14 protein-coding genes are annotated in these 14,527 nt (G+C 74.4%); 8 read left to right on the top strand and 6 right to left on the bottom strand.

Annotation, left to right across the window (positions count from 1 at the left end):
- Positions 1-45: 45 nt before the first annotated feature.
- Positions 46-552 carry a GNAT family N-acetyltransferase gene (locus AD017_RS09235; protein WP_010223801.1) on the top strand — a complete coding sequence of 169 codons (507 nt, stop codon included), beginning with the start codon at positions 46-48 and terminating at the stop codon, positions 550-552.
- Between the two features lie 75 nt (positions 553-627).
- Positions 628-1,047 carry a hypothetical protein gene (locus AD017_RS09230; RefSeq protein ID WP_060573948.1) on the top strand — a complete coding sequence of 140 codons (420 nt, stop codon included), beginning with the start codon at positions 628-630 and terminating at the stop codon, positions 1,045-1,047.
- Between the two features lie 22 nt (positions 1,048-1,069).
- Here the strand turns inward: AD017_RS09230 and mscL are convergent, their stop codons facing one another.
- A complete protein-coding gene (gene mscL, locus AD017_RS09225) occupies positions 1,070-1,498 on the bottom strand; it encodes a large conductance mechanosensitive channel protein MscL (RefSeq protein WP_060573947.1) in 429 nt (142 codons plus the stop codon).
- A 190-nt stretch (positions 1,499-1,688) separates the two neighbouring features.
- Positions 1,689-2,759 (bottom strand): 3-deoxy-7-phosphoheptulonate synthase, encoded by a 1,071-nt coding sequence (locus AD017_RS09220; protein WP_060573946.1) that lies wholly within the window; start codon positions 2,757-2,759, stop codon positions 1,689-1,691.
- Between the two features lie 230 nt (positions 2,760-2,989).
- Between AD017_RS09220 and AD017_RS09215 the strand changes: the two genes are divergently transcribed.
- Entirely contained in the window at positions 2,990-3,802 is an 813-nt protein-coding gene (locus AD017_RS09215) for a carbon-nitrogen hydrolase family protein (protein WP_060573945.1), read from the top strand.
- Between the two features lie 25 nt (positions 3,803-3,827).
- Here the strand turns inward: AD017_RS09215 and AD017_RS09210 are convergent, their stop codons facing one another.
- Genes AD017_RS09210 through AD017_RS09200 form a run of 3 tightly spaced genes read right to left on the bottom strand, consistent with a single transcriptional unit; the run spans position 3,828 to position 5,913 of the window.
- Positions 3,828-4,127, bottom strand: a complete 300-nt coding sequence (locus AD017_RS09210) for a 4a-hydroxytetrahydrobiopterin dehydratase (RefSeq protein WP_010232766.1) — start codon at positions 4,125-4,127, stop codon at positions 3,828-3,830.
- Between the two features lie 53 nt (positions 4,128-4,180).
- A complete protein-coding gene (locus tag AD017_RS09205) occupies positions 4,181-4,984 on the bottom strand; it encodes an ABC transporter permease (protein ID WP_060573944.1) in 804 nt (267 codons plus the stop codon).
- Positions 4,981-5,913 (bottom strand): ABC transporter ATP-binding protein, encoded by a 933-nt coding sequence (locus AD017_RS09200; RefSeq protein WP_082399140.1) that lies wholly within the window; start codon positions 5,911-5,913, stop codon positions 4,981-4,983. Before AD017_RS09200 ends, AD017_RS09205 begins: the two co-directional genes overlap by 4 nt.
- A gap of 161 nt (positions 5,914-6,074) precedes the next feature.
- On the opposite strand from AD017_RS09200, the gene AD017_RS37380 reads away from it, so the two are divergent.
- The gene (locus tag AD017_RS37380; RefSeq protein ID WP_349675466.1) at positions 6,075-6,899 is read left to right on the top strand and encodes an NUDIX domain-containing protein; all 825 of its coding nucleotides are present in this window, start codon (positions 6,075-6,077) and stop codon (positions 6,897-6,899) included.
- A gap of 260 nt (positions 6,900-7,159) precedes the next feature.
- Positions 7,160-8,047, top strand: a complete 888-nt coding sequence (locus AD017_RS09190; protein WP_060573942.1) for a hypothetical protein — start codon at positions 7,160-7,162, stop codon at positions 8,045-8,047.
- 238 nt (positions 8,048-8,285) lie between these two features.
- Here the strand turns inward: AD017_RS09190 and AD017_RS35220 are convergent, their stop codons facing one another.
- The gene (locus tag AD017_RS35220; protein WP_010241599.1) at positions 8,286-8,435 is read right to left on the bottom strand and encodes a hypothetical protein; all 150 of its coding nucleotides are present in this window, start codon (positions 8,433-8,435) and stop codon (positions 8,286-8,288) included.
- Positions 8,436-8,499: 64 nt separating this feature from the next.
- On the opposite strand from AD017_RS35220, the gene typA reads away from it, so the two are divergent.
- The 3 genes from typA (at position 8,500) to AD017_RS09175 (ending at position 14,510) form a co-directional block, all read left to right on the top strand.
- On the top strand, positions 8,500-10,455 hold the full coding sequence (gene typA / locus AD017_RS09185) for a translational GTPase TypA (RefSeq protein ID WP_010241597.1): 1,956 nt from the start codon (positions 8,500-8,502) through the stop codon (positions 10,453-10,455).
- A gap of 160 nt (positions 10,456-10,615) precedes the next feature.
- On the top strand, positions 10,616-12,484 hold the full coding sequence (locus tag AD017_RS09180) for an ABC transporter substrate-binding protein (RefSeq protein ID WP_060573941.1): 1,869 nt from the start codon (positions 10,616-10,618) through the stop codon (positions 12,482-12,484).
- A 319-nt stretch (positions 12,485-12,803) separates the two neighbouring features.
- Positions 12,804-14,510 carry an ABC transporter substrate-binding protein gene (locus tag AD017_RS09175; RefSeq protein ID WP_050802547.1) on the top strand — a complete coding sequence of 569 codons (1,707 nt, stop codon included), beginning with the start codon at positions 12,804-12,806 and terminating at the stop codon, positions 14,508-14,510.
- Positions 14,511-14,527 lie beyond the last annotated feature (17 nt).

Here is a 14,527-nt window from a genome sequence, read left to right as displayed (position 1 = left end):
GACGCTGCTAGGTTCGCCCTTCCGTCCGACCCCGGGAGGTGCTCGTTGGCCGGTCCGTCGATCACCGTGCGAGAGCTGGAGCCCGACGACTGGAGGACCTGGCGTGCGCTGCGGCTCGCCGCGCTCGCCGAGGCCCCGCACGCGTTCCACAGCAGGCTCGAGGACTGGCTGGGCGCGGGCGAGCAGGAGTGGCGGGACCGGCTGGCCGCGCCGAACCGCCACCTCGTCGCCGACCTCGACGGGCGTCCGTGCGGCCAGGTCGTCGCCGTCCCGCCGGACGAGACCGGGACCGCCGACCTGATCGCGCTGTGGGTCGCGCCGCACGCCCGTGGCACCGGCGCGGCGGAGGCACTGGTCTCCGCGGTGCTCGACCGGGCCGGGGGATGGGGCGCGGGCCGGCTGGCCCTGCACGTCGTCGTCGGGAACGAGCGGGCCGCCGCGCTCTACCGCAGGCTCGGGTTCGTCGATCTCGGACCGATCGAGCGCCCGGACGGGATCACCGAGCACCGGATGGAGCGCGGCGTGCCGCGACCGGTGTCGCGGTGCCGGTGACCGTCCGGGCGGCGACCGCTGCCGACGCGCCCGCACCGGCCGGAACTGTCGGGGGTCGGTCGTAGCTTCCGCGCCATGACCACCGCCGCCCGGCCGGCCGCACCGGCACCCACCCTGTCCGAGGTGGCGGCCGCGCTGCGGTCGTCGTGGGGCCGGGACACCTGCGACGACGCGGATCTCGACGACTGGAGCCCCGGGTCGCCGTCCCGCGGGCAGTGCGGGGCGACGGCACTGGTGCTGCACGACCTCTTCGGCGGGGAGCTGCTGCTCGCCGAGGTCTGGCTGCCCGACGGCAGGTTGCAGGGATACCACTGGTGGAACCGGCTCCCCGGCGGCACCGAGATCGACCTGACGCGCGACCAGTTCGCACCGGGGGAGACCGTCCAGCCGCCCCGCCCGGTGGTGCGGCCGCCCGGGCCGCCGCGGCGCTGCGCCGCCCAGTACGACCTGCTGCGCCGACGCGTGCGGGCCCGGCTCGGCGGCGGTGCGGGGTGAGACCGGCCGGGCGGCCCCGGGATCAGTCGGTCGACCCGTCGGGCCCGACGGCGTGCCGGACCGCGACGCCGTCGGCGCGGCCCTCGCGCAGCAGGTCGCGGATCTCCTTGAGCAGCTCGACCTCGGTGGGGTCGGCCGGTCCGGCCTCCTCGCCCCGCTTGCGCCGCTCCTGGATCGTCTTCAGCGGCAGCACCACGAGGAAGTACACGACCGCCGCGGTGATCACGAAGGTGATCACCGCGTTCACGAAGCTCGCCCAGTCGAACGTCACGCCGTTCACCTCGAACGCTCCGGCCAGCTCGCCGCCGCCGGAGAAGAGCTGGATCAGCGGCTTCAGGAACGCCTCCGTGAAGGCCGTGACGACCGCGGTGAAGGCGGCGCCGATGACTACCGCCACGGCGAGGTCGACGACGTTCCCGCGCAGCAGGAAGTCCTTGAAGCCCTTGATCATGTTCGTCCCCTCCCGGTGGTCACGGCCGGTCCCGGCCGGACGGGGGCCGAGCCTCGCACCGTCCGCAACGGACGGACAGTGCCCACGCCGGAACTGTGCGCGACGGAACCCGGCCGGTGGGAGAGGACCCGTGGCGGCGGGCCGGGGCGGGAGCGGCGACCGGCTCCCGGCCCGGCCCCGCCGGTCCGGCTCAGCGGCGGCCGGTGCGGACGGCAGCGGCGAGGGTGCCGAGCAGCTCGTCGGTGGTGTCCCAGGACATGCAGGCGTCCGTCACCGAACGGCCGCGCACCATGTCGGGGCCGAGCTCCTGGCGCCCCGCCTCCAGGAAGCTCTCCATCATCAGCCCGGTGACGCCGCGCTCCCCGTCCGCGATCCGCTCGGCCAGCTCGCCGACCACCACGGCCTGGCGTTCGTGGTCCTTGCCGCTGTTTCCGTGGCTCGCGTCGACGACCACCCGCTCCGGGACCCCGGCGTCGCGCAGGGCGCTCGTGGTCGCGGCGACGTCCTCCGCCGAGTAGTTCGGCCGGGTGCCGCCGCGCAGGATCACGTGGGTGTCCGGGTTGCCGGTGGTCGTGACCAGCCCGGCGAGCCCGTCGGCGTTGACCCCCATGAACACGTGCGACGCCGCCGCCGCCCGCATGCCGTCGAGCGCCGCCCGGACGTCACCGTCGGTCGCGTTCTTGATCCCGACCGGCATCGACAACCCGCTGACCAGCTGCCGGTGCACCTGGCTCTCCGCGGTGCGGGCGCCGATGGATCCCCACGTCACGACGTCCGCGATGTACTGCGGGGTGATCGGGTCGAGGAACTCGCAGCCCACCGGCAGGCCCAGGGCGGAGATGTCGAGCAACAGCTTGCGGGCGGTGCGCAGGCCCCGGTTGACGTCGAACGTGCCGTCCAGGCCCGGGTCGTTGATGAGGCCCTTCCAGCCGACCGTGGTGCGCGGCTTCTCGAAGTAGGTCCGCATGACGACGCACAGCTCGCCGGAGAGTTCCTCGGCCCGCGCGGCAAGCCGGCCGGCGTAGTCGATGGCGGCCTCCGGGTCGTGCACCGAGCACGGCCCGACGATGACGAGCAGCCGGTCGTCGGTGCCGTCGAGCACCCCGGTCACGGCGGCCCGTCCACGGGTGACGGTGTCGGCGACCTGGGGGGTGCACGGCAGATCGTGCCGCAGCAGGGCGGGGGAGATCAGTGGGCTGATCCGCTCGATGCGCCGGTCGTCCAGCGGGGTGTCGAGCAGTGCAGCGGGAGTGCTACTCATCGGGGACGGCGGTCCTTTCCCGGCAGACCGCCCCGGATCACCGTGCCCGAGCCGGTCCGTGATGCCGGCTCGCGGGGATGGAGGTCAGCGCGCTACCGCGCCGGCCGACCCATCCCGGGCCGGCTGGCGAAACCAGTAGTAGTAGGCGCGCAGCACGGTTCGACCGTACCCCACGTTCCGCCCGCGGCTCGACCGGCGCGTCCACCAGGTGGACGTGGTACGACCGGTCCATGCGGATCGCACTGGCCCAGATCTCCTCCACCCGCGACCCCGAGGAGAACCTCGCCGAGATCGGACCGCGGGTCCGGGAGGCGGCCGGTGCGGGGGCCCGCATCGTCGTGTTCCCCGAGGCCGGCATGTGTTGCTTCGGCACCGCGCTGGGACCGGTCGCCGAGCCTCTGGACGGGCCGTGGGCGTCGCGGGTGCGTGGGCTGGCCGCGGCCGCCGGGATCACGGTGGTGGTCGGGATGTTCACCCCCTCCGGTGACGGCCGGGTCCGCAACACCCTCCTGGTCACCGGTGCCGGTGTGGACACCCACTACGACAAGATCCACATGTTCGACGCGTTCGGGTTCGCCGAGTCCGACACCGTCGCGCCGGGGACCGAACCGGTCACGGTCGACGTCCCGGAGGCGGACGGGCCCGGCACCGATCCGGTCCGGGTCGGGCTCTCCACCTGCTACGACGTCCGGTTCCCCGGGCTCTACCAGCGGCTCGCCGACGCGGGCGCGACCGTCCAGCTCGTGCCCGCGTCCTGGGGTGCGGGAGCGGGGAAGCGCGAGCAGTGGGAGCTGCTGGTCCGCGCGCGGGCGCTGGACACCGGGTCGTTCGTCGTCGCCTGTGACCAGGCCGACCCGACGACCGTCGGCCGGGAGCACGGCAAGGCCCCCACCGGGATCGGGTACAGCCTGGTCGCCGGACCGCGCGGGGAGATCGTGCACTCGCTCGACGCCGGCCCGGGTGTGCTCGTCGCCGACGTCGACCCGGCGGTCGCCGCCGAGGTCCGCGAGCAGATCCCGGTCCTGCGCAACCGCCGGCTCTGAGGCGGCCGGGCCGTCCCGGCCGGGCTCAGCCGCCTGCGGTGGCGATCCGGTCGGAGATCTGGCCGGCCAGGCCGGTGTCCTTGGCGGTGAGCCCGCCCTCGGAGTGCGTGGAGAGCCGGAACGTGAGCGTGTTGTAGCGGATGTCGATGTCCGGGTGATGGTCGGCGGCCTCGGCGTCGTCGGCGACGCGGTCCACCACCGACACGGCGGCGACGAAGTCGGGCAGCCGTGCGGTGCGGACGATCGAGTCCCCGTCCCGGTCCCAGCCCGGGAGCGTCCGCAGGGCGTCGGTGATCTCGGCGTCGGTCAGCAGCGGGGTGGCCATCGGCCCATCGTGGCGCAGACCGGACCGCGCGTCACGGCGGGACGACCGCCGGGTCACCCGTCGCGGCGGGTGAGCAGGAACAGCACGATCCCGGCCCCGGCCACGGCGAACCCCGCCGCGCGCACCGTGGTGGCCCACGCCGCGCCGGTGTCGGCGGGTACGGCCGTGACCGCGGCGAGGACCTCGTGCCAGTGCCCGGAGGGGAGCACGGCGGCGGCATCCGGGAGGACCGTCGCGACCAGCGGGGCGGCGGTGAGGGCGGCGAGCCCGGTGGCGACCACGACCGCCGGTCGCCGCACCGCCGCCGACAACGCGAGGAGCAGCAGACCGAGCCCGGTCAGCTGCCCGGTCACCCAGGCGGCGAGGACGAGCGCCCGCCCGAGCGTCACCCCGGTGCCGTACGGCCCGGCGCCCAGCACCAGGCCACCGGCGACCAGCGCGGCGGCGACCACGACGAGTGCGGACAGGGTCGCCGCACACGCCACCGCCGAGACCTTGAGCAGCAACAACCGTCCGGGGCCGACCGGCGACAGGCGCAGCCCGTCGAGGGTGCCGCTGCCCCGCTCGCCGGCGAACGCGTCCGCGGCGACGAGCACGAGGGGCATGCCCAGGGAGAACGCGGCCGGCTCGGACAGAGCGACCACCAGGACACCCAGCGCGTGGGTCAGGTCGCCGGGCCCGCCGGCCAGGGCGAGCGTCGCGAGCACCGGGACGGCCGCCGCCGCGGCGAGCACGACGGCGGTCCGCGGGCGCGCCAGGGCCAGCTCGAGCTCCGAGTGGAGGAGGCGGGGGAGCGGTGCCGCGGTGGCCCGGCCGGCCGCGCGCGGTGCCGTACCGGGGCGGACCGCGGTGCTCACCGGTAGGCCCCGGGTCCACCGGGCGTCCGGCTCCGGCCGGGGTCCCCGGTGAGGTCGGCGAAGACCTCCTCCAGTCGGGCCACGGGCCGGGTCACCCCGTGCACCGCGACACCGGCGTGCACGAGCAGCGCGACGACGTCCGGCGCCGGCGGCCCGGCCGCGACCTGCACCCGGCCCTCCGGTGCCACCTCGGCGTCGATGCCGCGGTCGAGCAGGACACGGACCGCGCGGCCGCCGTCCGGTGTGGTCACGACCAGCCGTCCGGCCGCGCCGTCGAGCAGGTCCCGCAACGGGCCCGCGGCCACCAGCCGCCCCGCCCGCAGCACGGCGACGTGCGTGCAGGTGGTCTCGATCTCGGCGAGCAGGTGCGAGCTGACCACCACGGTCGCGCCGGCCGCGTGCATCTCCGCGACGAGCCGGCGGACGTCGCGGGTGCCGGCCGGATCGAGACCGTTGGTCGGCTCGTCGAGGACCACCAGCCGTCGTCGGGTCAGCAGCGGGACGGCGAGGCCCAGCCGCTGCCGCATGCCGAGCGAGTACTCGCGCACCTTCCGGTCCGCAGCGCCGCTGAGCCCGACCCGCTCCAGGACGGCGGCGACGGCGGTCAGGACCCGGTCGGTGGCCAGCAGCGGTTCGGCCGCCGCGTACCGCAGCAGGTTCTGCCTGCCCGTCCGGTGCCCGTGCAGCGCCGGGCCCTCGATCAGGGCGCCGACGTGCGGGAGGACCTCGGCGGCCCGACCCGGGAGCTGCCGCCCGAGCAGCTCGATCGTGCCGTCGGTCGGGGCGAGCAGCCCGAGCAGCATCCGCAGCAGCGTGGTCTTGCCCGCCCCGTTCGGCCCGAGCAGGCCCAGGATCGATCCCATCGGGACGTCCAGGTCGACGCCGTCGACGGCGCGCACCGCGCCGAAGTCCCGGCCCAGGCCGGTCATGCGGACGGCGGGTGGCCGGGCGGCCGGGACAGCCCGTTCTCCGGGAGCGCCGAGGGTCTGCTGCACGCCGCCAGCCTGGCCGCGACCGCCGGTGGCCGTGGCGTTTCGGCGAGATCCGGCCCGGGACGGCCGCCGGGACCCGTCCTGCGAGGATCGTCCGTGTGCCCGTGCTGACCCTCGACCACCACGTGGACGCACCACCGGCGCTCGTCGCGGGGGTCCTCCGGGAGACGGCCGTTGCGGAGCAGGCGCTCTCCCGGACCGGTGCGCGGCTCACCGCCCCCGCCCGGCTGCTCGTCGCCGGCGACGAGGTGCGGGTCGCCCTGCCGGCCGGGGTCCTCGCCTGCCGGACCCGGATCACCCGGGCCGGCGTTGCCGGAGTGTGGTCCGAGCTCGCGACGGGACCGGCCGCCGTCCTGCGGCACGCGACCCGGGTCATCCCGGACGGCGCCGGTACCCGGGTCCGCGACGAACTCACCTGGTCACCGCCGTTCGGCGTCCTCGGACGGCTCTCCGACCCGGTGCTGCGCCGGTACGGCCGTCGCCTGCTCGGGGCGCGCCGCGACGTCGTCGCCGAGCGGGCCGGGGAGCTCGGCCGGGCCCCCGTCGTCGTCGGTGCGGCGATCGTGCGCGACGGGCGGCTGCTCGTCGCCCAGCGGTCCTACCCGGCCGAGCTCGCCGGTCGCTGGGAGCTGCCCGGAGGTGGGGTCGAGCCCGGGGAGAGCGAGACGGACGCGCTCGTCCGGGAGTGCCGGGAGGAGCTGGGGGCACGGATCCGCGCGGACGGCCGGATCGGGACCGACCTGCCGATCGGGCGCCGGGTGCTGCGTATCCGCACCGCCCGGCTCACGCCGGACTCACCCGAGCCGGAGGCCCGCGAGCACCGGTCGCTGCGGTGGGTCGGGGCGCACGAGGTGGCGGCCCTCGGCTGGCTCGACGCGGACCGGGCCGTCGTCGCGGAGCTGGTCGACCTGCTCCGGTCCTGATCCCGGCACGTGGACCGCGGTGGACCGTGCCGGAACGACGACGGCTCCGGAAGTCGGGGGAACCGCCGGGCCCCGGGTGTCGTCCAAGCCGCATGACTCGCAGCCCGATGCCCTCCACCCTCCCGCCGTCCTCGTCCCCGTCCCCGTCCCGGGGGTCTGCCGCCGGCTCCGCCGGGTCGCACGGAGCGCCACCCGGCCGTCGCCGGTCGCGGAGCGCCCCGCCCGGTCCTGTCGAGCACCTCCTCGCCGCCCAGGACGGTGTGCTCTCCCGTGGCCAGGCGGTGCGGGCGGGCGTCTCACCGGACGCCGTGGACCGCCGGCTGGCGGCGCGCCGCTGGGTGCCGGTGCATCCGCGGGTCTACCGGGACACCGCGTACGCGGTCACTGATGCCGGCCGGGTGCGGGCGGCGGTGCTGTGGGCGGGGGAGGACGCGGTCCTCACCGGCGCCGCGGCCGCCTGGTGGTGGGGGCTGCTCCCGGACGCCCCGGTGACGGTCACCGTGACCGTCCCCCGCCGGCGCGCGCCGCGCCCCCGGCCGGAGGTGCAGGTCCGCCGCCGCGGGCTGAACCAGGCCGACGTCGTGCACCGGGACCGGATCGCCGTCGCCGCGCCGGCGCTCGCGCTGATCGAGGCGGCCCTCGAACCGCACGTCGCGGGGGAGGCCCTGCTGACCCGGGTCCTGTCCGGGGCGGGAACGGGAGGTGCCCGGTCCGTCCCGGACCTGGCCACGCTCACCGCCGCCCTCGGGAGGTACCGCGGCGCGCACGGGTCGTCGGCCGTCGCCCGGATGCTGGCCTCCGCGACCGGGCAGGCCGTCGAGCACGCCCAGCACCGGCTCCGCGCCCTGCTCGTGCAGGAACGGGTGACCGGGTGGCGCTCCGAGCACCAGATCGCCGGCGTCGTCCTGCGGCTGGCGTTCCCCGACGCCCGGGTCGCGGTGGAGATCCGCGGAGCCTCGTCGGTGGGTGACGGGTGCGGGGCGGGCTGGCGGCGGGCGATGCTCCGCCGGCACGGCTGGCGGGTGCTCGTGCTCGACCCGTCGGACCCCGTGGGACGCCCCGCCGCCACCCTCGCCGCGCTGGGCGCCGCGGTGTCCGGGCGACCGGCCGGGCCCGGTGGCGCCACGGCCGGACGGGCCGCCGGATGACGGTTCCGGTGGCCCCGCGGCACCGGGGTGACGCAGCAGACCGTGTGATCCCGGCCATGCCCGCGGGGTGGTCCGTGGGGCTCCCGGACGCTGCCGACGGACGGGTTCGACCGGCCGTCGTCGGGGGCGCAGGCGGAGTCCGGGGACGCGCTCCGCCGCGCTCCGGGCCACTCCGCCCGCTCGGCCCGTGTCGATCGACGGACCGGCTCAGCCGCTGATCAGCGGTCGTCCACTGTGGTCAGTAGATCCGTGCGACCTTGAGTGCGCGCTGGTACGACTTGCCGCTCAGGTCGTCGGCACCGACCTTGCGCAGGCGCATCGCGACCACCGGGCAGTTCTTGCAGCGCTTCGGCTTGGAGCGGCAGCACTTCTTCTTGACCTTACCCATGATGAGGTCAGGCTAACCTGCACCGCGGGCAGGGGGCAGGGGTTGCTGCCGATACCGTGGTGGTGTGACCATCCCTCGTTCCGCCTCGGCCCTCGACGCTGCCTCCGCCATCGGAAGCGACGCCGTGCCCGATTCCGCGGGCCGGCCCGAGCTGCGCAACGTCGCGATCGTTGCGCACGTCGACCACGGCAAGACGACCCTCGTCGATGCGATGCTGCGCCAGTCCGGCGCCTTCGGCGAACGCGCCGAGCCCGTCGACCGGATCATGGACTCCGGCGACCTCGAGCGCGAGAAGGGCATCACGATCCTCGCCAAGCACACCGCGGTGAGCTGGCAGGGCTACACGATCAACGTCGTCGACACCCCCGGCCACGCCGACTTCGGTGGCGAGGTCGAGCGCGGCCTGTCCATGGTCGACGGTGTCGTCCTGCTGGTCGACGCCTCCGAGGGCCCGCTGCCGCAGACCCGTTTCGTGCTGCGCAAGACCCTCGCCGCCGGCCTGCCGGTCATGCTCGTGGTCAACAAGACCGACCGTGGCGACGCCCGGATCGCCGAGGTCGTCGACGAGTCACTCGAGCTGCTGCTGGAGCTGGCCGACGAGCTGGGCCTCGACGAGTCGGCCACCGCACACCTGCTCGACCTGCCGGTCGTCTACGCCTCCGGGCGGGCCGGGAAGGCCTCCCGGATCCGCCCGGGCGACGGCGAGCTGCCGGACTCCGACGACCTCACCCCGCTCTTCGAGACGCTGCTCGACGTCGTCCCGCCGCCGGCCGACGACCCGTCCGCGCCGCTGCAGATGCACGTCACCAACCTCGACGCGTCCAGCTTCCTCGGCCGGATCGCGCTCTGCCGGATCCGTGGCGGCGTGCTCCGTCGCGGCCAGCAGGTCGCCTGGTGCCGGGAGGACGGCAGCACCCCGCGCGTCAAGATCACCGAGCTGATGATGACCGAGGCGCTCACCCGTGTCCCGGCCGAGGAGGCCCGAGCCGGTGACCTCGTCGCCGTCGCCGGGATCGCGGACGTGACCATCGGCGACACCCTCGCCGACCCGGAGCACCCGGTCGCGTTGCCGCGGATCGACGTCGACGAGCCCGCCATCTCGATGACGATCGGCACCAACACCTCGCCGCTGGCCGGTCGCGACCCGCTGCCCGGCAAGAAGCTGACCGCCCGGCTGGTGAAGAACCGGCTGGACTCCGAGCTCATCGGCAACGTGTCCGTCCGGGTGCTGCCGACCGACCGTCCGGACACCTGGGAGGTCCAGGGCCGTGGCGAGCTGGCCCTCGCGGTCCTCGTCGAGCAGATGCGCCGGGAGGGCTTCGAGCTCACCGTCGGCCGTCCGCAGGTCGTCACGAAGACGATCGACGGGAAGCTGCACGAGCCGTTCGAGCAGCTCTCGGTCGACGTCCCGGACGACAGCCTCGGCGGTGTCACCCAGCTGCTCGCCGGCCGCAAGGGCGAGATGGGCGACATGGTGCACGGTGAGGGGCGCGTGCGGATGGAGTTCCGGGTCCCGGCCCGTGGCCTGATCGGCTTCCGGACCGAGTTCCTCACGCTCACCCGCGGCGCCGGGATCGCCAGCCACGTCTTCGACGGCTACGGCCCGTGGGTCGGCGAGATCCGCACCCGCAACAAGGGCTCGCTGATCTCCGACCGCAGCGGCCCCGTCACCGGCCACGCGGTCGACCAGCTCTCCGACCGCGGGACCCTGTTCGTCGGTCCGACCACCCTGGTCTACGGCGGCATGGTCGTCGGCGAGTACACCCGCAACGAGGACCTCGAGGTCAACATCACCCGGGAGAAGAAGCTCTCGAACGTCCGGTCCTCGACGTCCGACGTGCTGGTCAAGCTGGTCCCGCCGACGATCCTGAGCCTCGAGCAGTCGCTGGAGTTCTGCGCGCCCGACGAGTGCGTCGAGATCACCCCGCAGAACGTCCGGATCCGCAAGATCGAGCTGGACCCGAACCTGCGTGCCCGCGCCCGGTCGCGGGCCAAGGCGGCGGCGAACGCCGAGAAGTGAGGTCCGGGGTCCGCGGCGGGTCGTGCGCCCGGGTGCGCAGAGCAAGGCGGTGCACCCGGGTGCAGGGAGCAGACCGGTGCGCCGGAGTGTGCAGAGCAAAGGCACCCGCCGACGGACCCCGTCCGCCGGTCCGGGAGGACCGGACGGGGATACTGCCGACGTGAGAGCACGTCGACCGATCCGAGCGCTCCCCGCGCTGCTGCTGGCCGGCCTGCTGGCGCTGACCGCCTGCTCCGCGGACCCGCAGCCGGCACCTCCGCCGGACATCGACCAGCCGGCCGAACCCGTGACGACCCCGAGCCGGGTCGTGGCGGGGATCGACGACCTGGGCGCCGGGTTCAACCCGCACCTGCGGTCGGACCAGTCGACGGCGACCACGGCGATCGCCGCGATGACGATGCCGTCGGTGTTCCGGCCCGACGCGCAGGGCGTCCGGCAGCTCGACCGGACGGTCGCCACCGACGCGAAGGTCACCTCCCAGAGCCCGTTCACGGTCAGCTACGAGCTCAACGTCGAGGCCGGCTGGTCGACCGGCGCGCCGATCGCCGCCGAGGACTTCGTCTACCTCTGGCAGCAGATGCGCAGCCAGCCCAACACCATCGGCGCCGCCGGCTACCGGGAGATCACCGACGTCCGGTCGCGCGCCGCGGGCAAGGCCGTCGACGTCGTCTTCCGCGAGCCCTACCCGCACTGGCAGGAGCTGTTCGACAACCTGCTGCCCGCGCACCTGCTCAAGGACGCCCCCGGTGGCTGGACCGCGCCGTTCGCGAACGGCACTCCCGCCGCGGGTGGCCCGTTCCGCCTGATGCAGGTCGACCGGCTGCGCGGTGAGGTGCTGCTCGTCCGCAACGACCCCTACTGGGACACGCCGGCGGTGCTCGACGAGTTCGTCCTGCGCCGGATCCCGGCCGACACCCTCCCGACCGCGCTGGAGAGCCAGGGCATCGACCTGGCCCTGCCCGACGCCCGGCCGGAGATCACCCAGGCGCTCGACGTGCTGGCCCGCTCCCCGGAGCCCCCGACGGTCCAGAGCGCCCCGCGCCCGTCGGTGCAGCAGCTCGCGTTCCGCACCCAGGACGGGCCGCTCGCCGACCCGCGGGTGCGCGAGGGCATCGCGGCGAGCCTGGACCGCGGCGCGATCCGCGAACGGGTCAGCCCGGACTCGGTCCCGGTGGACGTGTTCGGGTTCGCCCCCTCCGACGCGGGCTACGCGCCGACGGCTCCCGCGGGCGCCCCCGGGCGTCCCGATCCGGCGGTCGCGGAGCGGGCCTTCACCGAGGCCGGCTACGTGCGCGGTGCCGACGGGCGCTGGACGCTCGGCGGCCGGCCGCTGTCGATCGTGATCGGTGCGGGCGCGGAACGCAGCGAGGACGTCGAGATCGCCCGCGTCGTCGCCGAACAGCTCCGGGTCGCCGGGATCGGGTCGACGGTCGTCGCGCCGTCGGCGACGGACCTGCTCTCGAACGCGAGCGTCGCCCCGACGACGCCGACGCCGACGTCGGCCTCGACGATCACGCCGACGCCCGCTCCCACGCCCGTCCCGGCCCCCGGCGGGGCGCCGGCCGAGCAGGCGCCCACGACGTCGTCGAGCCCGACCTCGTCGTCGAGCGACTCCGACGACGCGTCCCAGGTCGCGGTCGACCTGCTGGTCGCGCCGCGGCCGGCGTACGGGGAGATCGGACCGCGGCTGGACTCCGACTACGGCTGCCCTCCCGGTGACCTCCCGGAGGACCTGCCCGGAACGTCGTGCTTCCCGGCGCTGCAGCCGCTGCTCGACGAGCTGCTGGTCGGTGACGCCGATCCGGCCGTCGTCGGCGAGGCGGAGCGGGTCCTGTGGCGCCAGCTGCCGGCGCTGCCGCTGTTCCAGGCGCAGGGCCTGGTGATCAGCAACCGGGAGACCGACGCGGCCACCCGGGTGACGCCGGGACCGATCCAGAGCGGTCCGATGACGGGCGCGCGGACCTGGGCCGAGCCGGAGGGCTCCGCCGAGGAGGAGATGTCGACGCAGCCGGGCGACCGCGGCAACTGACGCCTGATCCGGCACCCGGAGGGTGCGCTGCGTCCCGCTTCCGTGACGGCTAGTGGTACGTGTGTACCAAACAGGTTTCGAAGTGCATCGGACCCCTGGGAACGCGCCTCTCCCGTTGTTACTGTCCCGTCCGTTCGCGACGGTGTTACGTCGATCGGAGGTCACCCTTTGGTCACGATCGACCACCGGCGTCGCGGCCGGAGGAACGCCATTCCTAGCGTCCTCTCGGGCGGTTACCCGGCAGTACATCCGGGGAGCCGTCCGGTCCCGAGCGGGTGCCACACCGGCGTGCGCCCACCGATTTCGAGAGGCACGACAGATGAGGGGTAGAAGGGCGGCCGCCTCGGCCATCGCCCTGACCGCGGTGGTGGGGCTCGTCCTCACCGGCTGCAGCCAGCAGAGCAACACGGGGACCTCGGGGGACGCCGCGCAGGCCGGCGCCGGGTTCCCGGAGACGCCCGTTCCCGAGCAGGTGCCCGGCAAGCCGGGCGGGATCTTCCGTCTCGGCATCACCGAGCCGACCGCGATCGACCCGTACAACGTGCAGGAGTCCGAGGGCTCGCTGGTCGCCAAGCAGCTGTTCACCGGCCTCGTGCAGGTGCAGCCGAACGGTGACGAGTACCCGGGCGTCGCCCAGTCCTGGGAGTCGAACGACAACTGCACGCAGTGGACCTTCGCCCTCAAGCCGAACCAGACGTTCTCGAACGGTGAGGCGCTGACCTCGGCGTCGTTCAAGCGCGGGTGGGAGCGCACCAGCGCGAAGGCGTCGGCCTCCGAGGTCTCGTACCACCTGGACCAGGTCCAGGGCTATGACGAGATGCAGGCCGGTACGGCCCAGCAGCTGTCCGGCGTGAACGCGACCGACCCGAACTCGCTGGTCGTGTCGCTGAAGGAGCCGAACTGCGAGTTCGAGCTCCGCACCGCGCACCCCGCGCTGTCCCCGATCCCGACCGTGGCCGGTGGCGCCGACAACGCGACCTACAACGACCTGCCGATCGGCAACGGCCCGTTCAAGATGGACGGCGCGTGGCGGCACGACCAGGGCATCCGCCTGGTCCGCAACGACGCCTACACGGCGGGCGAGAAGGCCAACCTCGACGCCGTCGAGATCACCATCACTCCGGCCGACACCGGCGCGGACACCGAGTACAACGGCTTCCGCAACGGCCAGTTCGACTGGGCCCGGATGCCCACGCCCGTCTACCAGCAGGCGCAGGCCGAGTTCGACCCGCAGGGCAAGTGGCTGTCCCGCAAGACGGCGGGCATCAACTTCCTGGTCGTCAACGTGACCAAGCCGCCGCTGGACACGGTCGCGGCGCGCAAGGCCGTCTCGATGGCCATCGACCGGGCCGCGATCACCGCGGGCGTCTTCCAGGGCGGGCAGTCCCCGGCCACCGCGTTCGTGCCGCCGGCGTTCCCGCAGACCTACCAGCCGGGCGTCTGCGACGCGTGCACGTTCGACCCGGAGCGGGCCAAGCAGCTCGCCCAGGAGGCCGGCTTCCAGCCCGGTACCGAGATCAACTTCCAGTTCAACACCGGTGGCGGGCACGAGGAGTGGACCGCCGCGGTGCGCCAGCAGATCGAGCAGAACCTCGGCATCAAGGTCAACTACGAGGGCGTGCCGTTCCGTGACCTGCTGGACAACCAGCAGTCGCCGACCGTGACCGGCATCTCGCGTCTCGCCTGGAGCGCCGACTACCCGACCGCGGCGAACTTCCTGACGCCGCTGCTGGCCACCCGCTCGATCGGCGCCGCGTCGCCGAACGACCCGGCGCTGGGCGACAACCGGGGCCGCTACTCCAACCCGGAGTTCGACCGGCTGATGGACCAGGCCTCGGCCACCAAGGACGAGGCGCAGCGCGACGACCTGTACAAGCAGGCCGAGAAGATCGCGATCGGGGACGACCTCGCCCTCATCCCGATGTTCGAGCGCCAGCAGTACCGGCTGATCAACACGGAGAAGTTCGCCAACCTCGGCATGGACTTCTACGAGAACCCGACGCTGGAGACCATCACCCTCAAGTGACCCACGGGCCGGGCCCG

Origin of the sequence: Pseudonocardia sp. EC080619-01, assembly GCF_001420995.1 — a bacterium.
Taxonomy (GTDB): Bacteria; Actinomycetota; Actinomycetes; order Mycobacteriales; family Pseudonocardiaceae; genus Pseudonocardia.
This window is presented reverse-complemented; position numbering and strand designations above follow the sequence as displayed.